Annotated in this window: 22 protein-coding genes and 1 tRNA gene; 10 read left to right on the top strand and 13 right to left on the bottom strand. The window is 70.4% G+C overall.

Translation table 11 applies throughout. From position 1 onward, the window contains the following. Positions 1 to 69: 69 nt before the first annotated feature. The gene (locus tag AB0H88_RS05725) at positions 70 to 1290 is read left to right on the top strand and encodes a deoxyguanosinetriphosphate triphosphohydrolase (protein ID WP_357641640.1); all 1221 of its coding nucleotides are present in this window, start codon (positions 70 to 72) and stop codon (positions 1288 to 1290) included. A gap of 25 nt (positions 1291 to 1315) precedes the next feature. Beyond that, positions 1316 to 2476, top strand: coding sequence for an FAD-dependent oxidoreductase (locus AB0H88_RS05720; RefSeq protein WP_357641639.1), 1161 nt, complete (start codon positions 1316 to 1318; stop codon positions 2474 to 2476). A gap of 6 nt (positions 2477 to 2482) precedes the next feature. Here the strand turns inward: AB0H88_RS05720 and AB0H88_RS05715 are convergent, their stop codons facing one another. Further along, a complete protein-coding gene (locus tag AB0H88_RS05715) occupies positions 2483 to 3409 on the bottom strand; it encodes a peptidoglycan DD-metalloendopeptidase family protein (protein ID WP_357641637.1) in 927 nt (308 codons plus the stop codon). 169 nt (positions 3410 to 3578) lie between these two features. Between AB0H88_RS05715 and dnaG the strand changes: the two genes are divergently transcribed. After that, complete coding sequence (gene dnaG / locus AB0H88_RS05710; RefSeq protein WP_357641635.1) at positions 3579 to 5420, top strand: DNA primase; 1842 nt, start codon at positions 3579 to 3581, stop codon at positions 5418 to 5420. 428 nt (positions 5421 to 5848) lie between these two features. Beyond that, a complete protein-coding gene (rpoD, locus tag AB0H88_RS05705; protein ID WP_357641633.1) occupies positions 5849 to 6952 on the top strand; it encodes an RNA polymerase sigma factor RpoD in 1104 nt (367 codons plus the stop codon). A 184-nt stretch (positions 6953 to 7136) separates the two neighbouring features. Here rpoD and AB0H88_RS05700 read toward each other — a convergent pair whose 3' ends face one another. The 10 genes from AB0H88_RS05700 to AB0H88_RS05655 all read right to left on the bottom strand — a co-directional run bounded on the left by AB0H88_RS05700 (position 7137) and on the right by AB0H88_RS05655 (position 18333). Further along, positions 7137 to 7664 (bottom strand): protein-tyrosine phosphatase family protein, encoded by a 528-nt coding sequence (locus AB0H88_RS05700; RefSeq protein ID WP_357641631.1) that lies wholly within the window; start codon positions 7662 to 7664, stop codon positions 7137 to 7139. A gap of 18 nt (positions 7665 to 7682) precedes the next feature. Continuing rightward, a complete protein-coding gene (locus tag AB0H88_RS05695) occupies positions 7683 to 8285 on the bottom strand; it encodes a CGNR zinc finger domain-containing protein (RefSeq protein ID WP_357641629.1) in 603 nt (200 codons plus the stop codon). Positions 8286 to 8388: 103 nt separating this feature from the next. Next, complete coding sequence (locus tag AB0H88_RS05690) at positions 8389 to 9453, bottom strand: serine hydrolase domain-containing protein (protein ID WP_357641627.1); 1065 nt, start codon at positions 9451 to 9453, stop codon at positions 8389 to 8391. A gap of 209 nt (positions 9454 to 9662) precedes the next feature. After that, positions 9663 to 10472 (bottom strand): transporter substrate-binding domain-containing protein, encoded by an 810-nt coding sequence (locus AB0H88_RS05685; protein WP_357641625.1) that lies wholly within the window; start codon positions 10470 to 10472, stop codon positions 9663 to 9665. Continuing rightward, on the bottom strand, positions 10469 to 11851 hold the full coding sequence (locus AB0H88_RS05680; RefSeq protein ID WP_357641623.1) for a hypothetical protein: 1383 nt from the start codon (positions 11849 to 11851) through the stop codon (positions 10469 to 10471). Before AB0H88_RS05680 ends, AB0H88_RS05685 begins: the two co-directional genes overlap by 4 nt. A gap of 49 nt (positions 11852 to 11900) precedes the next feature. Next, complete coding sequence (locus AB0H88_RS05675) at positions 11901 to 12554, bottom strand: FHA domain-containing protein (RefSeq protein ID WP_357641621.1); 654 nt, start codon at positions 12552 to 12554, stop codon at positions 11901 to 11903. Then, positions 12554 to 13846 (bottom strand): VWA domain-containing protein, encoded by a 1293-nt coding sequence (locus tag AB0H88_RS05670; protein ID WP_357641619.1) that lies wholly within the window; start codon positions 13844 to 13846, stop codon positions 12554 to 12556. The genes AB0H88_RS05675 and AB0H88_RS05670 overlap by 1 nt, the downstream gene beginning before the upstream one ends. Then, the gene (locus AB0H88_RS05665) at positions 13839 to 14984 is read right to left on the bottom strand and encodes a protein phosphatase 2C domain-containing protein (protein ID WP_357641617.1); all 1146 of its coding nucleotides are present in this window, start codon (positions 14982 to 14984) and stop codon (positions 13839 to 13841) included. Before AB0H88_RS05665 ends, AB0H88_RS05670 begins: the two co-directional genes overlap by 8 nt. Further along, positions 14984 to 17149: a tetratricopeptide repeat protein gene (locus tag AB0H88_RS05660; protein WP_357641615.1), complete on the bottom strand. Its 2166-nt coding sequence runs from the start codon at positions 17147 to 17149 to the stop codon at positions 14984 to 14986. The genes AB0H88_RS05665 and AB0H88_RS05660 overlap by 1 nt, the downstream gene beginning before the upstream one ends. Next, complete coding sequence (locus AB0H88_RS05655) at positions 17146 to 18333, bottom strand: hypothetical protein (protein ID WP_357641613.1); 1188 nt, start codon at positions 18331 to 18333, stop codon at positions 17146 to 17148. Before AB0H88_RS05655 ends, AB0H88_RS05660 begins: the two co-directional genes overlap by 4 nt. Before the next feature lie 178 nt (positions 18334 to 18511). Between AB0H88_RS05655 and AB0H88_RS05650 the strand changes: the two genes are divergently transcribed. The 3 genes from AB0H88_RS05650 to AB0H88_RS05640 are packed head-to-tail and all read left to right on the top strand — an operon-like array spanning position 18512 to position 20459. Next, on the top strand, positions 18512 to 18667 hold the full coding sequence (locus AB0H88_RS05650; RefSeq protein ID WP_357641611.1) for a hypothetical protein: 156 nt from the start codon (positions 18512 to 18514) through the stop codon (positions 18665 to 18667). A gap of 47 nt (positions 18668 to 18714) precedes the next feature. Then, the gene (locus AB0H88_RS05645) at positions 18715 to 19989 is read left to right on the top strand and encodes a hypothetical protein (protein WP_357641609.1); all 1275 of its coding nucleotides are present in this window, start codon (positions 18715 to 18717) and stop codon (positions 19987 to 19989) included. Further along, positions 19986 to 20459: a hypothetical protein gene (locus AB0H88_RS05640; protein ID WP_357641607.1), complete on the top strand. Its 474-nt coding sequence runs from the start codon at positions 19986 to 19988 to the stop codon at positions 20457 to 20459. The genes AB0H88_RS05645 and AB0H88_RS05640 overlap by 4 nt, the downstream gene beginning before the upstream one ends. A gap of 111 nt (positions 20460 to 20570) precedes the next feature. Here the strand turns inward: AB0H88_RS05640 and AB0H88_RS05635 are convergent, their stop codons facing one another. Beyond that, positions 20571 to 20897, bottom strand: coding sequence for a YtxH domain-containing protein (locus tag AB0H88_RS05635; RefSeq protein WP_357641605.1), 327 nt, complete (start codon positions 20895 to 20897; stop codon positions 20571 to 20573). A gap of 125 nt (positions 20898 to 21022) precedes the next feature. Here AB0H88_RS05635 and AB0H88_RS05630 point away from each other — a divergent pair. Then, positions 21023 to 21094 (top strand) — tRNA-Asn (locus AB0H88_RS05630). Positions 21095 to 21145: 51 nt separating this feature from the next. Here AB0H88_RS05630 and AB0H88_RS05625 read toward each other — a convergent pair. Continuing rightward, on the bottom strand, positions 21146 to 21331 hold the full coding sequence (locus tag AB0H88_RS05625) for a hypothetical protein (protein WP_357641603.1): 186 nt from the start codon (positions 21329 to 21331) through the stop codon (positions 21146 to 21148). Between the two features lie 84 nt (positions 21332 to 21415). Here AB0H88_RS05625 and AB0H88_RS05620 point away from each other — a divergent pair, with 84 nt between their 5' ends. Both AB0H88_RS05620 and AB0H88_RS05615 read left to right on the top strand, forming a co-directional pair. After that, positions 21416 to 22564 (top strand): sensor histidine kinase, encoded by a 1149-nt coding sequence (locus tag AB0H88_RS05620; protein ID WP_357641601.1) that lies wholly within the window; start codon positions 21416 to 21418, stop codon positions 22562 to 22564. After that, entirely contained in the window at positions 22552 to 23178 is a 627-nt protein-coding gene (locus tag AB0H88_RS05615; protein ID WP_357641599.1) for a response regulator transcription factor, read from the top strand. The genes AB0H88_RS05620 and AB0H88_RS05615 overlap by 13 nt, the downstream gene beginning before the upstream one ends. Positions 23179 to 23291: the final 113 nt, after the last annotated feature.

Genomic DNA, 23291 nt, shown 5'->3' with positions numbered 1-23291 from the left:
CCGGGGAATGGGGTTCTCGCGAGGGTTGACACTAGCGGAGACCGGAAACTGGATAAAATCACAGCTCTTATGGCCCGTTATGACGAGCACGACCAGGCGCGGTGGGTGCCGGAACCTCCCGGCAACCCGGAGCGCAGCGCGTTCGAACGCGACCGCGCCAGGGTCCTGCACAGCTCCGCGCTGCGCAGGCTGGCCGCGAAGACGCAGGTCGTGGGGCCCGGCGAGACCCTGGGCGGCGGCCAGCACATCCCGCGCACCCGGCTCACCCACTCGCTCGAATGCGCCCAGGTCGGCCGGGAGATGGGCGCGACGCTCGGCGTCGACCCCGACCTGGTGGAGACCGCCTGCCTGGCACACGACCTGGGCCATCCGCCCTTCGGTCACAACGGCGAGGTGGCGCTCAACCAGCTGTCCACCTCGTGCGGCGGCTTCGAGGGCAACGCGCAGAGCCTGCGCCTGCTCACCAGACTGGAGGCCAAGGTCCTCACCGAGGACGGCCGCAGCGCCGGGCTCAACCTCACCAGGGCCGCGCTCGACGCCTCCATCAAATATCCGTGGACCTGCGACACATCACCGAAGTTCGGGGTATACGACGACGACCTGCCGGTCTTCGAGTGGATCAGGGACGGCGCGCCCGACGGCCAGGTGAGCTTCGAGGCGCAGATCATGGACTGGGCCGACGACGTCGCCTACTCCGTCCACGACCTGGAGGACGCGCTGCACTCCGGCCACGTCACGCCCGAGGCGCTCCTGTCGGCCGCCGAGCGCCGCGCGGTGTGTGAGACCGCCCGCACCTGGTACGCGCCCAGCGCCGACCTCGGCGAGCTCGAGGCCGTCTTCGCCGCACTGATCGCCACCCCGCTCTGGCCGCGCCGCTTCGAGGCCACCTTCGCCGACCTGGCCGGGCTCAAGGCGCTGACGAGCGGTCTCATCGGCCGCTTCTGCCGCTCCGCCCAGACCGCCACCAAGGACGCGTACGCCTCGCGGCACCGCGCGGAGCTCGTCGTCCCCCCGGCCACGCTGCTGGAGTGCGCGCTCCTCAAGGGCGTCACCGCCCACTACGTGATGACCACCGAGGACCACCACGCCAACCAGGCCAGGCAGCGCGACCTCATCACCGAGCTGGCCTCTTTGATCACGCTCGGCGCGCCCGCGACCCTGGAGCCCGCCTTCCGGCCCACCTACCTCGGCGCGCCCGACGACGCAGCCCGCGTCCGGGTGGTCATCGACCAGATCGCCTCTCTCACCGACACATCCGCCATCGCTTGGCACAAGCGTCTTTCCCGATGACCCTCGGCGGGCGGATACTGCGCCCATGGCTACATATGTGATCGTCGGCGCGGGACTGGCGGGGGCCAAGGCGGCGCAGACGTTGCGGGAAGAGGGCTCCGGCGACGAGATCGTGCTGATCGGCGCGGAGTCCGAACGCCCCTACGAGAGACCGCCCTTGTCGAAGGAATACCTGCAGGGCAAGAGCGACCGGGAGAAGATCTTCGTCCACGGCGCCGGCTGGTACGCCGACAACGGCGTGGACCTCAGGACCGGCCTGCGGGTCACGCGCCTCGAGCTCGACCAGCACGCGGTCAGGCTCTCCGACGGCTCGCGCCAGCCGTACCACAAGCTGCTGATCGCGACGGGAGCCAGGCCGCGGCGCCTGCCAGGACCCGCTCTCTACCTGCGTACGGTCGAGGACAGCGAGGCGCTCAAGGCGCGCTTCTCCGACGCCGAGCGGGTGATCGTGGTCGGCGCGGGCTGGATCGGGCTGGAGACCGCCGCGGCCGCCCGCAAGGCCGGCTGTGAGGTCACGATCGTCGAACCCGACCCCACGCCGCTGTACCGGCCGCTCGGGCCCGAACTCGGCGAGGTCTTCGCCGGGCTGCACCGGCGCAACGGCGTCGACCTGCGCACCGGCACCGGCGCCGCGGAGATCACCGAGACCGGCGTACGGCTCAGCTCCGGCGAGCGCCTGACCGCCGACCTCGTCATCGTCGGCATCGGCGCGGAGCCCGAGGTCGGGCTGGCCCGGGACGCCGGACTGGAGGTCGGCAGCGGCATCCTCACGGACGCCGCCCTGCGCACCTCGCACCCCGACGTGTTCGCCGCGGGCGACGTCGCCGAGGCCTTCCACCCCCTGTACGGCCGGCGCCTCCGGGTCGAGCACTGGGCCAACGCGCTCAACGGCGGCCCCGCCGCGGCCAGGTCCATGCTGGGCCAGGAGGTCTCCTACGACCGCGTACCGTACTTCTATACCGATCAGTACGACCTGGGCATGGAGTTCTCCGGCGACATCCAGGGCTACGACGAGGTCGTCTACCGGGGCTCGGTCCCCGACCAGGAGTTCGTCGCCTACTGGCTGCGGGAGGGCAAGGTCGTGGCCGGCATGAACGTCAACGTCTGGGACGTCGTCAGCAAGATCCAGCAGCTCATCCGCTCCGGTGTGACCGTGGACCCGAAGGAGCTCACAGCGGATCGATGATGAGACTCACGTCGGGTCGACGATGATCGGAGTAGGTGTCGGCTTGACGCGGGTCTTCTTCTTCTTGGGCTCCGTCACCGTCTTCGACGCGCACTGAACGGCGCAGCGCGGCGTCTCGCCCAGCCGGCTGCGCATCTTCAGCGTCTCCTCCTTCGGAGACAGCGTCTTGTTGCCGGACTGCCAGGCGTCGAGGTAGTCCCAGGGGTTCACCATGCCTCGGCGCACCCACCAGTAGGCGGGGCCGGTCTTCCAGGAGATCGCGAAGTACAGGTTGGTGCCGGTGTCGCGGGCGTTGCCGGAGTTGCCGACCCGGCCGAGCATCTGCCCGGCCTTCACCCGTACGCCCGGCTTGAGGCCGTCGGCGACGGCGTCGAGATGGCCACCCAGGTAGCGGACGCCGTCGTCGCCGATGATCGTGACGAAGCGGCCCTCGCGGTAGGCGCCCACGTCGGTGGTGGGCGTCCACTTGTTCAGGGTGTTGACCTCGTCGACCACGCCGTCCACCGGCGCCACGAAGGCACAGCCCTTGCCCGCCCAGATCGTCGTCTTCGGCAGCACGAGCAGCTGGCGCTGGTAGGTCGTCCGGCAGCCCTGGACGGGGAAGGCGTAGGTGTACTTCGACAGCTTCGGCGGCGGGATCTTGACCGGGTCCTCACCCTTGGGCGGCGTCTCGGCCGACTGGGGATCGGCGGTCGGTGTCTGCGAGGGGAGCGTCTGTGAGGGGAGCGTCTGTGAGGGGGGTGTCTGTGATGGGATGGTGGCGGTGACGGACGGGCTGGCGCTCGCCGTGGGCGTGGCCGGTGACTGCGCGCTGACGCCCGCCACTCCGGTGGCCTGCGAGCAGGCGCTCGCCAGCAGCGCGACGCCCGCTAAAGCCGCCCAACGTCCGAGATGCCCCGCTCGCATGATCTCCACCCGTGTCGACGTGTCCACCGCAAACATTTACCTTTGTAGCCGACCGGGGAAGTGCTCCCGACAGATTTCCCCCTTTCGCGACGCGACGGTGACATCCTCTTACCGCCAGGTCACCGTCACCTCACGGAGGGCAGTCATGAGCCCCGGGTGGGGCCGGTTGTCGTAGCTCAGGAATAGACTCACCGGCGTGGCTGGCAGGATCCGTGACGTCGATATCGCGCTCGTTCGTGAGCGATCGCCCATCGCCGATGTGATCGGCGAGCACATCCAGTTGCGCAACGCGGGCGGCGGCAACCTCAAGGGGTTGTGCCCGTTCCATGACGAGAAGAGCCCGTCCTTCAACGTCACGCCCGAGCGCGGCATGTATTTCTGCTTCGGCTGCACCGAGGGCGGCGACGTCATCACGTTCGTCGAGAAGATCGAGCACCTGACGTTCGGCGAGGCGGTCGAGCGGCTGGCCCAGCGCGCCGGGATCCAGCTCCAGTACGACCAGGGCGGCTACGTGCCGCGGCGCGACCACGGCGAGCGGGCCCGGCTGATCGAGGCGCACAAGGCCGCGGCCGAGTTCTACGCCGACAAGCTGCTCGGCCCGGACGCCGCGCCCGGCCGGCGGTTCCTGTCGGAGCGGGGGTTCGAGCGGGCCGACGCCGAGCTGTTCGGCGTGGGTTACGCGCCCAACGAGTGGGAGGCGCTGACGCGGCATCTCCTGGGGCGCGGCTTCACCGCCGACGAGATCGTCAAGGGCGGGCTGGCCAAGGAGGGTCGGCGCGGGCCGATGGACCGCTTCCGCGGGCGGCTGATCTGGCCGATCCGCGACGCGACGGGCGACGTGATCGGGTTCGGGGCCCGCAAGCTGCTCGACTCCGACGAGGGGCCGAAATACCTCAACACCCCCGACTCCCCGCTCTACAAGAAGAGCCAGGTGCTCTACGGCATCGACCTGGCCAAGCGGGAGATCTCCAAGCGGTCCCAGGCGGTCATCGTCGAGGGCTACACCGACGTCATGTCCTGCCACCTGGCGGGGGTGCCGACGGCGGTCGCCACCTGCGGCACGTCGTTCGGCGAGGAGCACATCAAGATCCTGCGGCGCTTCCTGCTCGACCAGGCGGAGTTTCGCGGCGAGGTGATCTTCACCTTCGACGGCGACGCGGCCGGGCAGAAAGCGGCGCTCCGGGCGTTCGCCGACGAGCAGAAGTTCGTCACCCAGACCTACGTGGCGATCCAGCCCGACGGGCTCGACCCGTGCGACCTGCGCGTCAAGCAGGGCGACGCGGCCGTGCGCGATCTGATCGCCAGCCGTGAGCCGCTGTTCCAGTTCGCCATCCGCAGCACGATCTCCCGCTACGACCTGCGCAGCAACGAAGGCAAGATCGCCGCGCTCGACGCGGCGGCGCCGATCGTGGCCGGGATCAAGGACGTCGGCCTGCGCAAGCGCTACGCGATCGACCTCGACCGGTGGCTCGGCTTCATGGACGAGCGGTTCGTCATGCAGCGCATCGCCGAGGTCGGCGGCGCGCAGCAGGGTCGCCCCCGGCGGGCGCCGAAGACCGCGCCCGTCGATCCCAACGTGCGGGTCGAGGGCGAGCTGCTCAAACTGGCCATCCAGCGGCCCGCGCTGCTCGGTCCCCGCTTCGACGCGCTCGACCCGCGGGCGTTCACCGCGCCCGACCACGTGCTGGTGCACCAGGTGATCACCGCGGCGGGCGGCGCCGCGTCGGCGGGCCACGGCGGCCGCGAGTGGGTGGACCGGCTGCTGGAGCAGTGCCACGACGACGTGACGCGGGCGCTGGTGACCCGGTTCGCGGTCGAGGCGATCCGGGCCGACTCCCACACCGAGGAGCGCTACGGTGCGGCCATGCTGGCGGCGATCGAGGCCATCGCGGTCGACCGGGCGATCGCTCAGGTCAAGTCGCGCATCCAGCGGCTCAACCCGGTGGACGAGCAGCAGGACTACAACCGGCTGTTCGGCGAGCTGGTGGCGCTGGAGCAGCAGCGCAGAGTGCTCCGGGACCGGGCCGCGGGCAGCTGAGGGGTTTCGGCGGGCCTGTGCGCAACCGCTTTGACACAGCCCACCGGCGGATGACGAGCCGCGAATGGCCCCTGTAACGGCTCGTTCGAGAGTTGCCGAGCAGAAGATGTCGGGAACTTGTTGAATCCAGATGGCTGTGGCGAAACCCTTCACCGGCCGCGCCGGACAGCGGTGTCAGAAGGCATCCGGGCAGGCTACGCCTGGTGTCCGGCGACAACCCCGGCCCGGACACTCCTTACTCGACCGCGTAATTGACTTTACTTTCCTGATCAAACTCCCGCTAAACCTTTAAGCGATCTCGTTTTGGTAAGGGCCGCGGCCTTACCTTCGGTTACAAAAATGGGTCTGCCATTTTACGGAACCAATACTGCAGACTGTGTCCCGTGGGTGCATCGGTACTGCCAAGTGGACCGCCATCCGTAGATCAAGTGGCGGACCTCGTCGCAAAGGGAAGAGAGCGCGGAAGCGTAACCGTCGATGACGTCGCAGCCGCGCTTGACCGCTCAGAGTTGCCGTCCGACGCGTTGGAACGCGTCGTGCGGATGCTCGCGGAGAACGGCGTGGAGGTTCTCGAACCCCAGGGAGAGGAAGAGACGCCCCGCGCCGACGAGGAAGACGTAGGCAAGCGGGCGCCGACCAGCGATCTTGTCCGTATCTACCTGCGGGAGATCGGCCGGGTGCCGCTGCTGACAGCCGAAGAGGAGGTGGAGCTCGCCAAGTCGATCGAAGCCGGTCTGTTCGCCGAGGACAAGCTGGCCAGCGGTGTCTCGCGTCTGGCCTTTCCCGAGTTCAGGGAGCTCGTCTGGCAGGGCACTCGGGCGAAACAGCGCCTCATCGAGGCGAATCTCAGGCTCGTCGTCTCGATCGCCAAACGTTATGTGGGCCGTGGAATGCTCTTCCTCGATCTCATCCAGGAAGGCAACCTCGGGCTCATCCGCGCGGTCGAGAAGTTCGACTACACCAAGGGATACAAGTTCTCCACTTATGCCACGTGGTGGATCCGGCAGGCGATCACCCGTGCGATAGCCGACCAGGCGCGCACCATTCGCATTCCGGTACACATGGTGGAGACGATCAACAAGCTCGTCAGAGTACAGCGGCAGCTCCACCAGGACCTCGGCCGTGAGCCCGCGCCCGAGGAGATCGCCAAGGAGATGGACCTCCCGGTCGATCGTGTGGTGGAGATCCAGCGCATCGCCCAGGAGCCGGTGTCCCTGCAGTCGCCGATCGGTGAGGAAGACTCCGACCTCGGCGATTTCATCGAGGACGCCGACGCGGTCGTGCCCATGGAGGCGGCGGCCTTCATCATGCTGCAGGACCAGCTCGACGACATCCTGGCGACGCTGTCGGATCGTGAGCAGCGCATCATCCAGCTCCGCTTCGGCCTGGCCGACGGGCATCCGCGCACGCTGGAGGAGGTGGGCAGGGAATTCGGCGTCACCAGGGAGCGCATCCGGCAGATCGAGTCGAAGACGCTGGCCAAGCTCCGCCACCCCACCAGGGCGCAGATGCTGCGTGACTATCTGGATTGAGCTGTTCAACCGATCGAGCTGGTGACCTGCCGATTCGGTAGGTCACCAGCTCGCTTTTCAGCCCCGCTCGACATCGTCGGAAGCGTCCACTCGCCCTTCTGGGATCCCTGTATCAAGCGGGAAACCCCCAGCAATATGCCGCTGGCCTGCGACAACTGGTGGCGCGCCTGCTGGCCGACGAAGCTCAGGGTGATGTCTCAGGCTCAGGGCCCTGGTCGCGCGGACAAGAGCGGGGGGACGGTGGGAAGCGTAGTACCCAGCGGCGTTGCCACGGGGTCTCGATGGCCCGGTGGTGGTGGTGCTCGCGCGTCCAGGCGACGGCTTCGGCCGGGTCGAGGCCGGCCAGGACGGCGAGGCAGGCGACGACCGTGCCGGTGCGCCCGACGCCGCCCCCGCAGGCGACCTCCACCGCGGCACCCGCCCGCGCCCGCTCATGCAGCGCGCGGATGTGCCGCACGGCCAGATCGTGGTCGCGAGGCAGCAGGAAGTCGGGCCACTGGATCCACGCGTGGGGCCACCGCAACTCGCTCTCGTGGCGACGGCGGAGCCGGTCGGACCCGAGGTACAGGCCGAAGTCGGGCACCGGCCCCTCTGGCAGTGGATGGCGCAGGCCGCGGCCGCGGATCCAAGTGCCGTCCGGGAGTTGTAGGGCGGCTGCGAGCGGTGGCTCACCGACCGGGCCGGCTGCTGCGCTGTCCCTAGGGTGTTGCATGGACTTCTCCTTATGTCGTCAGAGTGTCTCTCTCCCGGCAGCGCTGCCCAGCCGGTGCCGTGCGCGGTGATTGGCGACATTGAGCCGGTTGCCGCACAAGTCAGGCATGCAGTAAATGCGGCGCCCCCCACGGCTGGTGTCGACGAACACACCGCGGCAGCCCGGAGCGACGCAGGCGCGGAACCGGCCGTGGCCCAGGGCACGGACGGCTCCGAGCAGCCCGACACCGATGAGCGTGGCCAACTCCTCGGCCGGCGAGGCACCTGATGCGGTCGGGACATGCCACTGCCACCGCCCGCTGGGATCGCGGTCCAGCACCGGGCTGAGACCGGCCCGCCTGGCCAGCACGGCAGCGCCGGCGACGGCCTGGTCCTCCGTCTCGGTCTCCACGACGCCACGCGCTTCCCGGCGCAGCAGGTGAACCTCACGGACGTCGTCAGCGGTCGGCGGCCGCCCATCCGCCAGGGCGTCGAGTCGAAGCCCGTGCCCCGCGAGGAACCGCGTCAACGCTTCAGGGGTCGGCAAGGCCTCCCCGGCCGTGGTCTGCACGGTGGGTGAGGTATTGGCCAGATCGCCGGCCACAGCCGCCCCCAGGGCATAGTCGGTGATGGAGATCCGCATGCCTCACCCACTTCCTAGTAACCGATAAAACTGTACTATAACCCTTACGCCATGGAGAGGGTGGCCGGTCTTGATGAGGTCCTCAGCCGCGGCCCCGCAGAACTCAGCCCGCGGTCCCGCAGAACACCTTGACGGCGATGCCCATGACCTCCTGCGTGGACGGGTTTCGGGTAGAGGGGTTGAGTGACATGGTCAGCGACTTGCCCGAATCGGAGCGGAACGCGAATGTCAGGTATCCGATCAGCTCGCCGCTATGACCCCACACCGTGCCGCATGGCAGCGTGTACGCCTGCAGGCCGAGCCCATAGGCGAATCCGACCTTCGTGTCGACGGTCGTACGCATGGCCCGCAGCGACTCGGCGCTGGTCAGTTTGCCGCCCAGCAGGGCGGACATGAACCGCTCCAGGTCCGCCATGGTCGAAATCATCTCGCCCGCCGCCCAGTCGAGTGAGGGGTTCATCCGCGTCGCATCCACGAGTTCGGGCAGCGGTTCGTACCCCTTGGCGTGCGGCGATGGCACTCCCGCCCGGTCGCCCGGCACCACCGTGTGGCGCAGTCCCAGCGGCCGCAGGATGCGGCGCCTGACCTCCTCGCCGTAGGTCCTTCCGGTCAGCTTCTCCACCAGGAGCCCGAGTACCACGTAGTTGGTGTTGGAGTAGTGCCACTTCCCGTCATCGGGCAGTTTCTTGGCGAAAGCTACCTTCAGCAGCTCTCGCGGCTGGTAGGAGCGGAACCGCGCGTCGCCGCGCCATCGGTTGGTCGAGTATCCCGGCTCGCTCATGTAGTCGGACACATGGCTGGTGTGGTTGAGGAGCTGACGGACTGTGATGCGTTCTCCGCCCGGCACCAGGCCCGGCAAGTACTGATCAATGGGATCGTCGAGCCGCAGCTCGCCCTCGTCCACGAGCTGGAGCACCACGGTCGCGACGAACGTCTTGGTGACGCTGCCGATCCGGAAGTACCCGCTGGGCGAGGGCTGCCCGCCGCGCTTGATGTCGCGCATCCCTACGGCGCCGGACCAGGTCCGATCTCCGTCGGAGACCCGTGCCAAAGCGGCAGTGGCCCCCTTGCTGTCCACGATCTTCTCCAGCTCGGAACGTATCCCGGCGCCCTGACCACCCGTCGCGACGGTCACCGCCACCAGCACGTTCATCATCGTCTGCATCATGGGGCCCAACGCTATGGAAGGCCGACCCGCGGCAGAATGAGGTGCACCGCCTCCTTCTCCTGCGGAAAACCACAGCAAGAGGTTGCCGGCGCACGCGGTGAGCGCATCCGTGACAGGGTCGGCGGCCTCGGCGGCCTCGACCGGAGCGGTGTAGCACGGCGGGCCCCGGGATGCACCCGGGGCCCGCCGTGTTCATGAACGGCGGTCGGTCATGAGCAGCCCTCGAACTGCGGGACCGCGATGGTGCTGAGGTTCAGGCCGGCCTTGCCGAACCATTTGTGGAGCAGTTTCGAGGCCGTTCCGTCCTGGTACATCGTGGTGATCGCCCGGTTGACCGCCTCGCACCCCGCGACGTCGCCCTTGTGCATGCCGACCCCGGTCCGCTGCTCGTTGAACTGGGCGTTGACCAGGCGCAGCCCGCTGCCGTCCTCGACGGCCAGGCCGGCCAGGATGACGTCGTTGGTGGTGATCGCGTCCAACCGGCGGTCCTTGAGCGCCGCCAGGCAGGCCGCGTAGTCGTCCACCGGCACCACCTCCGCGGCCACCTTGCGCTCCTCCAGAACCCGCTGCGTCGCGTTCGAGCCCTTCACCTGGCAGATCTTGCGGCCCTTGAGGTCGCGGACGTTCTTGATCGACGGCTCGTCCGGCCGTACCAGGATGTCCTGGTAGGAGATGTGGTACGGCCCGGCGAACAGGACCTTCGCCTTGCGGTCCTGGCTGATCGTGTACGTCGCCAGCACGAGGTCGGCCTTGCCGTTGAGCAGGACCGTCTCCCGGTCGGACGCCAGCACCGGGATGAAGGTGTAGTCCTTGCCGAGCTTCTGGGCGATGTAGCGGGCCACGTCCACGTCGAAGCCCTCGAAGGTGCCGTTGGACTTGCGCACGCCGACCGACGGCAGGTCGGGACGGACCCCGATGACGATCGCGTCCTTGTCCACGATCGACTCCGGGCCGCCCATGCCACACGCCCCGGCCAGCAGCGCGGTCAGGACCAGCACCGCCGGTAGCAGCCGCTTCATCGGTACTCCTTGAGCCGTGGCCACACCCCGGCGATGACCAGCAGGCCGAGGCCGCCGATCGCGAACGGGAGCAGCCGCCACAGGTTGTCGAGCGCGCTCTCGCCGGCGTCCGTGGCCCGCTTGAACACGGCCTCATGCTGCTCGGCGAGCTTGAGCAGCGCTTGGTCGTAGGCGTCGAAGGACTCGCGCACCGTCCCCAGCCTGGCCGCCACGGCCTGGCTGGCCTGGCCGCCGGCCGCCAGCGAGCGGAGCTTGGCGTCGGCGTCCTGGAAGCGCGTGTACGCCTCCAGCGCCCGCTCGCCGTCGCTCCCGCCGAGCTCGGTGCCCAGCAGGCCGAGGAAGTGCTTGTCGCCCTGCGCCACCTTGGCCTGGTAGGTGCCGAGGTTCCCGGCCTCCAGGTAGATCACCGACTGGGACTTGTCGAGGAAGGTGTGCTCGTAGGTGTCGGCCCGCCCCTTGTCGAGCAGGAACCGGCTCTGGTCGCCGTGCAGGCTGTTGCTGATCGCGCGGGCCCTGGCCAGGGTGAGCACCGAGTCGAAGCCGTCGGCCTTGGCGGTGCGCAACTCCCGCATGTCCCGGCCGAGTACGTTCACCCCGGCGAGCAGCGCGACGACGGTCACGACCGTCGCGGCCAGCAGCGCCGGCCCGAACACCCGGCGGAAGCGCCGCGCCAGGAAGACCTGCAGCCAGATCAGGCAGCCCAGGGCCAGCAGCCCGGCCACGATCACCGCGAACCGTACGATAGGCACCATGACGCTCTTCTCGTCATAGGTGCTCCGCACGATCGTGCCGCTCTCCAGCGTCAGGTTGTACGCCTGGGGGAGCAGGACCAGCCGCATCAGGTCGGTGGCCTGCCGGTACACCTCGACCACCTTCTGCGGCGGCGGACCGGCCGCGTGGCCGGCCTGGGCGTCCAGCAGCAGCGCCTGCCCGGCCAGCCGCTCGTAACGGCCGAGGCCGTCGAGCACGGACTGGACGGTCTGCCGCTCGGCGGGGTTGTCGCCGGACAGCTCGAACGCCTTCAGCAGCGCCTGGTTGGCCTCGGAGCGCCGCCGCTCGTACTGGGCGATGGCGGCCTGGCGCTGCGGGGCGTACTCCTTGCCCATCAGGAGCGCGTCGGCGACCTGCGCGTCCATATCGCTCAGCCCGAGATACAGGCCGGCGGTGGCGACGACCTGGGGGCCCGCGTCGCGGCCGATCACCGTCAGCCCGTCGCGCGCGCTCACGCTCCCGGCCGCCAGCGCGGCGAAGAGCAGCGCCAGGGAGGCCACGGTGATGCCGGAGATGACCCGGATCCTCCCCGGCACGCTCCGGCGCGCCGGAGCCCCCGGCCCGGCCGGCCCGACCTGGCCGGGCGGCCTGGCCTGGACAATCGTCATGGTGCCCCCTCGCAGATCATGACAGCGCTCATGACGGCCCCCTCACCGGTCATGGCGTGCCTTCGCGGATCGTGATGACGGTCCACGCGCCGAGGTGGATGCGGTCGCCCGCGCCCACCCGGACCGGCACGTTGACCGCGACCGGCCTGCCGTTGACCTGGGTGCCGTTGGCGGAGCCCGGGTCGACGAGCGTCCACGAGCCGTCGTGCGCGGCGAGCAGCACGGCGTGCAGATGGGACACGCCGGGGTCCTCGGGCGGCCCGGTCAGGTCGATCTCCGGCCGCAGGTCGCGGCCCCGGCTGCGGCGGCCGATGCGTACCTGCTCGCCGGACAGCGCGAAGGACCGTTCGGGGCAGTACGGCGGGAAGGCGACGGCGTCGGCATCCGGGCCGCCCTCCGCGATCACCTTCTCGTAGTAGGCGCGGTCGGCGGCGGTGACCGCCTCCCAGCGCGCTCCGGACACCGGCGGCGCCATGGTGGGCGCGGCGCCGGAGTAGTCGTGGCCGCACACCTCGCAGAACTGCCCGGCACGCGGCGTCTGGCAGACGGGACAGCTCTCCACCGCGGCTCCGGCCCCGACGCCGGCGGGCGCGGCCGGTGCGGCGGACGACGTGACCGGTGGCGGGGAGGCGGCCAGCTGAAGGCCGCAGACGTCGCAGTATTCGTCGTCACCCGACGTGTGGCCCTGGGGGCAGGTCGCCATCAGCTGCCCTCCCCGTTCTTGCGCAGCTTGCTGGTACGCACCGAGCCGGTGTCGAGCTCGATCGCGTCGGCCTTGTCGACGTTCCTGCGCAGCCGGGCGGTGCCGGAGGCCGGATCCACCTCGACGACCTTGTCGAGCAGCCGGGCCGTGTCCTCGCGTCCCGAGTCGACGGCGATCTGTTTGGCCTTGGCCAGGCGGGCCGTCGCGGTGTCGACGTCACCGGCCGCGCGGGCGCTCAGCCCGTCCTGGATCAGCTCGTGCAGCTCGGCCTGGCCGGTGTAGTGGGCGACCTTCCCGTTGATCCGGGTGGACTGGGCCAGGTCGTCGGTCCACTGGGCGAGCACGTTGCCGCTGGCGAAGACCTCCTGGGTGTCGGGACGGAGCAGTTTCACCCATCCCGCGCGGATCTCGCTGCCCATCTGGCCGGGGGGCACCTCGACGCACAGGTGGTACTCGCGGTTCTCGGCGCCCCACGAGCCGGTCGGGTAGTCGCCGGTCAGCGGGTTGACGTCAGTGCGCTTGCCGGTCAGGTCGAGCAGCGTGGGGGAGACCTGCTTGACCCACTTGAGCGTCGCCGTCTGCGGCACCCACACCCGCATCACCAGCTCGGCCACGGTCTTGCTCATCGAGGTCTGGGTGAGATTGCGGAAGAAGTCGGCCAGGTCACCCTGGTTCCGGACGAAGTCAAACGTACCCAGCAGTGCCTCGGCGACCTTGCGCAGCTCGGCGGGCACCCAGTCGTCGCCGACGCCGAGGCTGTCACAGACGAACGCGCCCTCGCAGCGGGCCAGCGCGCCGGCGAACACGTCGGCGCGCTCGTTGTTCTGGCCGTCGGTCATCAAGATGGCGTGCCTGATCGCGTTCGGGTGGGCCGACAGCATCTGGGCCGCCAGTTGCAGCCACTGGCCGATCGAGGTGCCGCCGCCGGCGGAGAGCCGGCCGATGGCCCGCTGCGCCTCGGCCCGGGTGGCCGCACTGGCCCTGACCAGCTGGGGGCCGTTCGGGTAGACGACACGGGCCCGGTCGGTCCCGGCGATGACCGCGAAGTGCACACCGTCGCGCAGGGTCTGTACGGCCGTCGCGGCGGCGGCCCGGGCCTCCCTGATCTTGCCGCCGCTCATCGACCCGGACGTGTCGATGATGATCACTTCGGCGGCCTCGGCCGGGGTGGCGGACTCGGTGGTCACCGTGCCGGTCGAGTTGATGGTGAGGATGGCGTGCACCTCACGCCCGTCGATCGGGAGGTACTTGTTCTGGTCGATGTGCAGGGTGAAAGTGGGCTGGTCACCCATGTGCGTCTCCTAGAGGGATCAGGACGATGGTCACGTTGTCTTGCCCGCCGGAGTCGAGCGCGTGTCGCAGCATCGCGCGGGCCATGTCCAGAGGGCTGCCGGTGGAAGGGAAGGTGTAGCCGTCGAGGTAGCGCCACAGGCCGTCGCTGCACACGAGCAGCAGGCCCGGGGTCTCCGGCTCCAGTACGCGGACGTGCGGGCGCACGTCGCCGTAGTCGGCGCCGAGCCAGGCGGTGATCTCACCCGTCGGCGCGGCGTCGTCCTCGGTCAGCTGGGTGCCGACGACCTGACCGGTCACGGCGAGCCGGAGACCGGCGGCCGGAAGGACCCCGACCGGCCGGGTGTCGACGCGCGCCTCGGCCTCGCCCGGTCGGGCATCAGCGGGAAGACCGGCCTCGCCCGGTCGGGCATCGGCGGGAAGGCCGGTATCGACCGGTCGGGCATCCCTGGGAAGGCCGGTATCGACCGGTCGGGTGTCGGTGGGAAGGCCGGTATCGACCGGTCGGGTGTCGGTGGAAGGGTCGGTCGCGACTGGTTGGGTGTCGGCGGACGGGTTGGTCCTGGTGGGCCGGGTGCCGGTGGACAGCCAGTACGCGCGGGAGTCTCCCGCCCAGGCGAGCGTGATCCGGCCGCCTTCGACCACCGCCGAGACATAGGTGCAGGCGGGGGCGTCGTCCACCGAAGTGGCCAGCTTGCCCACGGCCCGGCTGGCCAGGCCGAACGCCTCCTCGGTGGAGACACCCCTGGCCAGGGCGGCCGAGGCCGTCTCCACCGCGGCCGCCGACGCCTCGTCCGCGCGCGGCGAGCTGCCCACGCCGTCGCAGACGACGACCACCGTCCGCGTGCCCGTGGACAGCAGCGCCATGGCGTCCTCGTTGCGGCTGCGGCGCAGGCCCCTGTCGGTCACGCCCGCCGTGCCGCCGTCGAGTTCGAGCTCCGCGTGGTCGCGGCTGGTGGGCTGGCGCAGGCCGCACCGCTCGCAGTAGCCGTCCGCGTCCACGGCGGGGGCGCCGCAGGACGTACAGGTGGGCGCTCCGAGTGGATGTCCGCACGCCTCGCAGAAGGAGTCGCCGGCGAGCACGGGGGCCTCGCAGACCGGGCACCGGACCTCGGCCCTCGGGGCGGCGGTGTCGTCCATCACACCCACGTCCGGGGCCGGACGGCGTTGGCCTGGTCGACGAGGGCCTGGCGCTCCTGGCGGGAGCTCGCGGCCACGGCCAGGCGGCGGAAGATGCCTTCCAGCCGCTTGCGTACGCCGGGCTCGGTGAACTCGGCTCCCGCCAGCTTCAGGCCGCCCGGTGGTTTGCCGGCGTCGAGCCAGGTCAGCGCGCTCTCCAGGAGCTCGGCGATGAGCAGCTCGCGGCGGCGCGGGTCGAGGTCGGTGAGGTCGTCGAGGCGGTCGGCCGCGGCCGAGAGCTCGTTCGGCTTCCCCGGATCGGCCGCCCCGGCCGCTCTGGCCACCGCGGCCACGACCGCGAGCTGCGCGGCCACCCGGTGGCTCGACGTGGTCGGCACCTCGTCGAGCACCGCGATCCGGCCCGCCCTGGCCAGCCCGAACGCGGCGCTCACGTAGGAGTGGTCGGTCCGCCACACGCTCTCGTACCAGCGGACGGGGTCGCCGTTCATGCACTCCAGCGCGAACGCCAGCCCCAGCTTGGGCGCGCACTCGCCGGGAAGCATCGAGAAGCACTCGTCGAAGATCTGCGCCGCCCGGTCGGCCTGCCCCGAGGCCAGCAGGTGGACCGCCCGGTACCAGGTCACCCGCCAGTCGCCGGGCAGCGTCCGCCCCGCCTCGTCCAGAGCGGGCGGCGCCTGGTCCGAGCCCTGCTCGGCGAGCAGCCGGGCCTTGGTCAGCAGCGTCTCGGGCGTCCGCGCCATGCCCTCGACCTGGCTGACCAGCACGTCCGGATCGCGGCCCACCAGACCGGCCAGCGCGCCCGCCGCCGGGTCGGCGGGGTCGGCCAGCGGCACCGGCAGCGCGGCCGCCGCCTCCAGCGGGTCGAGCCCGGCGAACACCCGCCCGCGGTCGGCGGCCAGCGCCGCCCCCGCCGCGAGCCGCTCGGGCCCGAACATCGCGGACTGCGCCGGGTACGGCCCCCCCTCAGCCAGCGCGCTGATCTCGCGCAGCACGCCGACGAGCTGTTCCTCCATCTCCTCCGCGCTCTGGAACCTGGCGGCGGGATCAGGCGCGGTCGCCCGGCGCAGCAGCCGCGCGAACGACTCGTTGCCGCAGTCCGCCGGCAGCGGGTTCTCCACGCCGCCCTTGGCCGGGCTGAACGATGGGATGGTCAGCACCGCCAGCGTCCTGGCCACCGTGTAGAGGTCGGAGGCGACGGAGGAGGGCTGGGTCTCCAGCTCGGGCGCGTGGTAGCCGACCGTGGCCCAGGACGTGCCCGGCGGCGAGCCGACGCGCTGGACCGCGCCCAGGTCGATGAGCTTGAGCCGCTTGCCGACCCTGATCACGTTGGCCGGCTTGAGGTCGCAGTAGACCAGGCCGTGCTCGTGCAGGTAGCTGAACGCGCGCAGGATCTCCCGCCCGTACATGAGCGTCTCGCGCAGCGGCAGCGGCCCCTGGCGGCGCAGCTCGTGCAGGGATTGGCCGCCGACGTACTCCATGACGATGTAGCCGAGGCCGGCGGAGCGCTGGAAGTTGATGATCTTGACGATGTTCGGGTGGTCGACCGTGGTGAGGAACTTCCGCTCGGCCTCCGCCGCCGCCAGCGCCTCGGCGTCGGCGGTGTTCAGCAGGCCCTTGAGCACCACCCAACGGCCGTCGAGGTTCTCGTCGGCGGCCAGGTAGATCCAGCCGAGGCCGCCGTGCGCCAGGCAGCCCAGCACCCGGTACTGGTTGGCCACCAGGTCGTCCTTGGCCAGCTTCGGAGTGAAGGAGAACGAGGTACGGCAGTGCGGGCAGAACCCGTCGGGCAGCCCGGCGCGCCCCTGCCTGGAGCGGCCGACCGGCTCGCCGCACGCCGGATTGGCGCAGAACCGCTTCTCCTCGGGCACCATGGGATTGGCCATGATCGCGCTGGCCGGGTCCCGGTAGGGCACCGACGGCAGGTCGGCGATCTCGCCCAGCACGCCCGCCCGCGACCGGCCACTGCTCAGCGGGCTGGTCATCGACCTGCTCACCGGCTGGGTCTCAGGGGAAGCCGAGGGACTCGACCCCGCCGGAGCCGAGGCGGGCGGTGCGGACGTCGCCGGGGCCGAGACGGGCGCGGCGGCCGTGGCCGCGTGCCCGCACAGGTCGCAGTAGCCATCTTCGATCGTGCCCGTACAGCCTGGCTGGGCGCATCGGGTCATCGGCCACCTCCGTGGATCGCACGCTGATACAGGTCGACGGCTTGTGCCGCCTTCGTCAGATCGCAGGGAGCGCTCCACAGCAGCAGCCGCGCCCGCTCGTACAGCTCAGTGATGGCCGGGTCCTCCGCCAGACCCTTGCGCACCGTCATCGCCTGGCACGCGCCGAGCAGCCCGCGTAGCTCGTCACGCCTGCCGATCAGCCCCAGCAGCGCCTTCGCCGTGGCCTGTGCCTGCTGGGCGGCCTGCTGGGCGCCCTGCTCCAGGGCCGTCAGCCGCCCGGCCCGGTCGAGCCAGGTGCCGGGTGCGGCGTCGAGCGCGTCCAGCTCATCGGCCAGCGCGTCCACCTTGCTCCGCGGCTGTGCCTGCGGCGGCAGGGCTATCTTCACCACGACCCTGCCGTGGGCCACCCTGGCCTCGCTCTCGGCCGCGCGTACCCGATCCAGCGCGGCCACCAGCTCCTCGCGTCGCCTGCCGTACTCCTGGCTGACCCGCAGCGCGCGTTCCAGGTCCGCGCGGGTGCTCGCCAGGAGGCGGGTGACGCGCTCCAGCTCATGGTCCGGCGGCGCCGAGCCGAGCGGGTCTTCGAGTACGGCGGCCCGCATCCGCTTGAGATCGGTCTCCGTCCGGGTCAGGTCAAGGGTCTCGCCGAGCTGCCTCCGCAGGTCGCCGACCGCGCGCAGTTCGGCGTCGGCGGCGTCGAGGCGGGGTAACGCCGCGGACCAGATCGTGTCGATCTCGGTCAGTACGTCCGTGGCCTGCTGGAAGGCCGCGTCCATCCGGGCGACGGTCTCGTCCAGGGTGAGCCGCTCGTCCGCCTGGGGGAGGAGAGACCGTTCCTCGACGGGCTTGGCGGCGGCCTTCAGCACCACCGAGCGGCCCGACAGCAGCTCCGTCAGAGTGGCGAGCTGCTCCGCGCCGAGGCGGCCGCGGGCACCCTTGACCTGCTCGGCCGCGTGTAACACCCCCCGGTAGGTGTCGTACAGCGCCCACAGCGCGGCGAGCGCTCCCTGCGCGGCGGCCCAGCGCGTCTGGGTCGGACCGCTCAAGGAGGCGCCCTTGAGTAACTGGTAGGTGGTGTGGGCTTCGAGATCGAGCAGGTCGCCGGAGATGCGGTCGCGCTCGTCGGCTCGGGCACGCAGCGCGTACTCCGCGCCCTCCCTGCTCATGGGTGGTCCGAGACTCATCACGCTCCCCGTGATACGGGCCCCCGCGCCCCGTTGTCTACCGGCTTAACGGCAAAACCGACCGGTTGGTTCCGGTGGTAGACCGGTTGGTTCCGAGAGTAGGGGAGACCCTGACTTGTCCCTGATTCAACCCTGTCTTACCTGCAATCCGCTTAAACGATCTCGTAACGTCAGAGGCATGGGACGCATACTTCTCGCAATCCTGGCGATCATCGCCGTGTTCATCCTCATCGGCCCCCTCGTGGGCTTCTTCTTCACGCTGCTCAAGTGGGGACTCATCATCGGAGCCGTGGCCTTCGGCGTCATGCTCGTCTCCAAGTGGGCCCGGACGTAGCTTCCTTCGCCATAGCTTCCTTCTGAATAGCGGCGCATAGTGGGTTGATGGAGGCGCGGCCCGCGGTCGACGACGCCGCGCTCGGGCGCGAGGCACTGTCCGTGCTCGAGGCGAACTGGACGGGAACCGCCACCGTTCCCGCTCCAGGTCTCTACCCGCACCAGTGGAGCTGGGACTCGGCGTTCGTGATGATCGGCCTGGCCAGGCACCTGCCTGACCGGGCTCGTGCCGAGCTGCTCAGCCTGCTGGCCGGGCAGTGGGCGACCGGCATGGTGCCGCACATCGTCTTCCACACTCCCGAGGCGTACTTTCCGGGCCCTTCGGTCTGGCGCTCGCAGGACCACGACGCCGCGCCGCGCGTGCTCACCTCGGGCCTCACCTCGCCGCCGCTGCACGCACTGGCCCTGTGGTGGCTCTACCGGCACACCGGCGACGCCGACTTCGTCAGGCGGGTGTTTCCGGCGCTGGCCGCCCAGCACGCCTACCTGGCCGCCGCGCGCGACCTCGGCGGCTCGGGGCTCGCCGCGATCGTGCACCCCTGGGAGTCGGGCATGGACGACAGCCCGGCCTGGGACCAGCCACTCGCCGCGCTGCCCGAGATCAGGTACGGCTACCGCACCGTCGAACTCGACGAGCGCCACCCCGACAGCGACCACGACCGCTACGTCTGGCTGGCGCTTCGTTACCGCAACGCCGGCTACCGCGCCGAATACCTGCGCGACGAGCACCCGTTCGCCATCGAGGACCCGATGTTCAACGGGATCTGGCTCGCCTCCTGCCAGGCCATGGCCGAGCTGGCGCCGCTGGCCCGCGCCGACCCGGTGCCCCACGCCGAACAGGCCCAGCGCATCAGGCAGGCGCTCCTCGAGCGCCTGTGGGACGGCTGCTTCTACGCCCGCGACCTACGGGCCGACCGGTTGATCCGGGTCTGTACGGTCGGCGGCTTCGGCCCGCTGCTGGACCCCGAGCTGCCCAGCGACCGCGTCTACGCGGCCATCGAGATGCTCGAATCGGCCAGGTTCATGGGCGCCACGGGCTATCCGGTGCCCAGCTGCGAGATCCGCGCCGCCCAGTTCGACCGCACCCGCTACTGGCGCGGCCCGTCCTGGGTGAACACCAACTGGCTGCTGCGCCGGGCGGCCGAGGTGCACGCGCTCGGCTCGCTCGGCCAGCAACTCGCCAACGGCACGCTCCGCCTGGTCAGGCAGGCGGGGTTCCGCGAGTGCTTCGACCCGTTCGACGGCAGCGGCCGGGGGTGCCGGGACTTCTCCTGGAGTGCCGCGCTCACCCTCGACCTGCTCGCCGATAGCGTGAAGGAATGAGTTTCCTTCGCCGCCTGCCCGCCGACGTCCGCAAGGCCCTGGTCACCGAGCCGGGGGAGCGGGTGCTGACCTTCGCCGCCACCGGCGACGGGCACGTGGTGGCCACCAATCTGGCGCTGCACCTGCCCGGCGGGATCCGCGTGCCGTACGAGACGATCGACCGGGCCGCCTGGGACGAGGAGGGGCTGAGCGTCCTCACCACGTCGAGCGAGAGGCACCGCGTGGAGCTGCCGGAGCCGCGGCTGCTGCCCGAGACGGTCCGGGAGCGGGTCAACGCCACCATCGTGGTGAACAAGCACGTGGACCTGCCCGGCCGTGGCGGGGTGCGGCTGGTGGCCAGGCGCCCGCCTGGCGGTGAGGTGCTGGGGTGGACCCTCGTCTTCGACGACGGCCTCGATCCGGACGACCCGGGCGTACGCGCGCAGGCCGAACAGGCCCTTGAGGGCGTACGGCGCAGCATGGGGGTCTGAGGAGCCGGTTCACGCGTTCAGGCGCCCGGCAGACGGACGGTGGCACGCGAGCGCCCCGGGATGGGCGGTGGTTCGTCCTGCGCTCATGCCCGGGGCCCGGCCTTGTCCGCGTCAGTAAGGAATGCCGGTCTGGTCGGTCTTCTTCTGACTGGCCTGTTGCTCGCCCTCTTCGCCGGGCCAGCCGGTGCCGGTGTCGTGGTGGTCGTGGCCGTTGAGGAACGGGATCCGATGCTGGAGCGTGTCCCCCACCTTCGACCTGGCCACCCCGGCCGCCTTCGACAGCTGGGCGCCCATCACGCCCGCGGTCTCCTGGAACCTCGGGCTGTCGGCAACGCGCTGGGCTGCCCGTTTGATCTGCTCATAGCGTTCGCGGCCGGCCCGGCTGCCCAGGACATAGCCGACGGCAAGACCAATGACGAATGTCATCCGATAACGCATATTGCACCTCCGCTGTCTCCGGCCTACCCGAATGACGATGCGACACGCACTCCTCGAGTGCGCTAATCTATTCCTGCGCCCAGGGGAGCGGCCCGCAAGGCCCGCCGATCAGCGCGAACGTTCGATCCCGCGTAGCTCAACGGCAGAGCAGCCGGCTGTTAACCGGCAGGTTATAGGTTCGAGTCCTATCGCGGGAGCAACACCGAACCCCCTTCCCGGACTTGCGGGAAGGGGGTTTCGCGTTGCGGCTAGACCGTGGAGTCCCTCTTGCCGGTCAGCACTCCGTAGAGCGCCCAGCCGAGGCCGAGGAGGACGCCGCCGATCCCCGCGACCAGGCCGATGGCGCCGCTGCCGAGGAGGGCCAGAATGGCGATCAGCGCGGCGAAGACGAGCGACAGGGCGAGCATGACCGTGCGGTAGATGTGCTTGTTCATGACCATGACGATCACGGGTCCGGCGTCGCCGGGGTATCCACCGATCGGTGGACATCTAGCTAAAAGAGGGTAAAACTGCAGATCATGGGGAGTCCCGTGGCGGCGCGGGCCGAGAATGCCTGGCTACGTTCCTATCCGTTCTGGGACGCGTACTTCGTGGTGGTGCTCATCACCACCGTCATCGCGATGGTGGCGGACGGCGGCCCGCCCATCGCCGTCGGACTGGTGCTCCTGCTGGCCCTCTGCTACGTCCTGTTCGGCCGCACGGCCGTCCGCGCGGACGCCATCCCGGTGCGGGAGAGCTGGTGGTACGCGGCGAGCATGCTCGTCCTGGTCACCGGAGCCGGACTGCTGGAGTCGGCGGCGGCGATAGCGCTGTCCGCGCTGGTGCCGATGGCGTTCATGTCGCTGCGGGTCACGCATGCCGTGGTGCTGACGGCGGCGTTCTTCGCCGCGCCGGTACTCAACGGACTGACGGCGGCCGGGGCGGACCCGCTGCTGATCCTCCTCGCCCTGGCCGTCGGACTGTCGGCGAGCGCGCTGCTCGGCACGTTCATCAGCCGGCTGTACCAGCAGAACCGCGAACGCGCCGAGCTGATCGAAGAGCTCGACCGCACTCGGGAGGAGCTGGCGGAGGTCAGCAGGGAGGCCGGGGTCCTGGCGGAGCGCGAGCGGCTGGCGGGCGACATCCACGACACCCTGGCCCAGGGGTTCACGAGCATCATCATGCTCCTCCAGGCCGCCGAGGCCGCTCAGGGGGTCGAGCGGCATGTGGCGCTGGCCGTACGGACGGCGAAGGAGAACCTGGCCGAGACGAGGGCGCTCATCGCGGCGCTCGCCCCGCCCGCGCTCGACGGCACGTCACTGGGGCAGGCGCTGTGCCGGTTGGCCGAGGGGTTCGAGGTGCCGGTGGAGGTGGCCGTCAAGGGCGCGCCCTTCGCGTTGCCCGCCACGGCCGAGGCGGTGCTGGTGCGGGTCGCGCAGGAAGGGCTCGCCAACGTGCGCAAGCACGCTGGCGCCCGGTCCGTGCGGCTGGCGCTGGACTACGGGGACGCGGCAGTGCGGTTGTCGGTGAGCGACGACGGCGATGGCTTCGAGCCGTCCACCACCCGCGATGGGTACGGCCTGCGGACCATGCGGGTCCGGGTGTCGCGGCTCGGCGGGACCGTCACCGTCGCGGCCGCTCCCGGGGCGGGCACGACGGTCACGGTGGAGCTGCCATGCTCGCCGTGATGATCGTCGACGACCACCCGATGGTCCGCGAGGGCCTGCGCGGGATGCTCGTCGCCGAACCGGACATCGAGGTGGTCGGCGAGGCCGGATCGGGTGAAGAGGTGGTCGCGGTCGCGCCACGGCTGCGGCCCGACGTGATCCTCATGGACCTGCGCATGCCGGGCTGCGACGGCGTGACCGCGATCCGGCGGCTGGGCGCGGGCTACCGGATCATCGTGCTGACCACGTACGAGAACGACGCCGACATCGAGCGCGCCATGTCGGCCGGAGCCGCCGGGTACCTGCTGAAGGACGTGTCACGAGCCGACCTGGTGGTCGCGGTACGGGCGGTGGCGGGCGGCGAGACCGTCCTGTCGCCGTCGGTGTCCGCTCGCCTGGCGACCTGGCGCAAGACCGGCCCCGAAGGGTGGCGCCTGTCGGCGCGGGAGCGGCAGGTGCTGGAGCTGGTCGCGGAGGGGCTGACCAATGGGGAGATCGGCCGGCGGCTGTTCATCGGGGAGGCCACGGTCAAGACGCATCTGCTGCGGGCGTACGGCAAGCTGGGCGTCTCCGACCGGACCTCGGCGGTGGTGGTGGCGATGCGGCTCGACCTGGTGCGGCGGCCCGGCGGCTAGCGTCTTTCACGCTTTGTAGCCGTAAGGTCACCGGATTTTCCATTTGCCGGGACAAACGGCTGCCAGACGGTGAAGGATGGCAGGAGCTGCGGGCACGTTGTGAAGGCGGTGTG

This window comes from Nonomuraea sp. NPDC050680, from assembly GCF_040654555.1.
Taxonomy (GTDB): domain Bacteria; phylum Actinomycetota; class Actinomycetes; order Streptosporangiales; family Streptosporangiaceae; genus Nonomuraea.
This window is presented reverse-complemented; position numbering and strand designations above follow the sequence as displayed.

Excerpts from the sequence above, each read along its gene's own strand:
- AB0H88_RS05615 (WP_357641599.1), top strand. The coding sequence starts at position 22,552 with ATGCTCGCCGTGATGATCGTCGACGACCACCCGATGGTCCGCGAGGGC.
- AB0H88_RS05640 (WP_357641607.1), top strand. The coding sequence starts at position 19,986 with ATGAGTTTCCTTCGCCGCCTGCCCGCCGACGTCCGCAAGGCCCTGGTC.
- AB0H88_RS05620 (WP_357641601.1), top strand. The coding sequence starts at position 21,416 with ATGGGGAGTCCCGTGGCGGCGCGGGCCGAGAATGCCTGGCTACGTTCC.
- AB0H88_RS05660 (WP_357641615.1), bottom strand. The coding sequence starts at position 17,149 with ATGACCCGATGCGCCCAGCCAGGCTGTACGGGCACGATCGAAGATGGC.
- AB0H88_RS05645 (WP_357641609.1), top strand. The coding sequence starts at position 18,715 with ATGGAGGCGCGGCCCGCGGTCGACGACGCCGCGCTCGGGCGCGAGGCA.
- AB0H88_RS05685 (WP_357641625.1), bottom strand. The coding sequence starts at position 10,472 with ATGAAGCGGCTGCTACCGGCGGTGCTGGTCCTGACCGCGCTGCTGGCC.
- AB0H88_RS05680 (WP_357641623.1), bottom strand. The coding sequence starts at position 11,851 with ATGACGATTGTCCAGGCCAGGCCGCCCGGCCAGGTCGGGCCGGCCGGG.
- AB0H88_RS05695 (WP_357641629.1), bottom strand. The coding sequence starts at position 8,285 with ATGCGGATCTCCATCACCGACTATGCCCTGGGGGCGGCTGTGGCCGGC.
- AB0H88_RS05635 (WP_357641605.1), bottom strand. The coding sequence starts at position 20,897 with ATGCGTTATCGGATGACATTCGTCATTGGTCTTGCCGTCGGCTATGTC.
- AB0H88_RS05650 (WP_357641611.1), top strand. The coding sequence starts at position 18,512 with ATGGGACGCATACTTCTCGCAATCCTGGCGATCATCGCCGTGTTCATC.
- AB0H88_RS05625 (WP_357641603.1), bottom strand. The coding sequence starts at position 21,331 with ATGAACAAGCACATCTACCGCACGGTCATGCTCGCCCTGTCGCTCGTC.
- AB0H88_RS05690 (WP_357641627.1), bottom strand. The coding sequence starts at position 9,453 with ATGATGCAGACGATGATGAACGTGCTGGTGGCGGTGACCGTCGCGACG.
- AB0H88_RS05720 (WP_357641639.1), top strand. The coding sequence starts at position 1,316 with ATGGCTACATATGTGATCGTCGGCGCGGGACTGGCGGGGGCCAAGGCG.
- AB0H88_RS05670 (WP_357641619.1), bottom strand. The coding sequence starts at position 13,846 with ATGGGTGACCAGCCCACTTTCACCCTGCACATCGACCAGAACAAGTAC.
- AB0H88_RS05725 (WP_357641640.1), top strand. The coding sequence starts at position 70 with ATGGCCCGTTATGACGAGCACGACCAGGCGCGGTGGGTGCCGGAACCT.
- AB0H88_RS05700 (WP_357641631.1), bottom strand. The coding sequence starts at position 7,664 with ATGCAACACCCTAGGGACAGCGCAGCAGCCGGCCCGGTCGGTGAGCCA.
- AB0H88_RS05665 (WP_357641617.1), bottom strand. The coding sequence starts at position 14,984 with ATGGACGACACCGCCGCCCCGAGGGCCGAGGTCCGGTGCCCGGTCTGC.
- AB0H88_RS05675 (WP_357641621.1), bottom strand. The coding sequence starts at position 12,554 with ATGGCGACCTGCCCCCAGGGCCACACGTCGGGTGACGACGAATACTGC.
- AB0H88_RS05655 (WP_357641613.1), bottom strand. The coding sequence starts at position 18,333 with ATGAGTCTCGGACCACCCATGAGCAGGGAGGGCGCGGAGTACGCGCTG.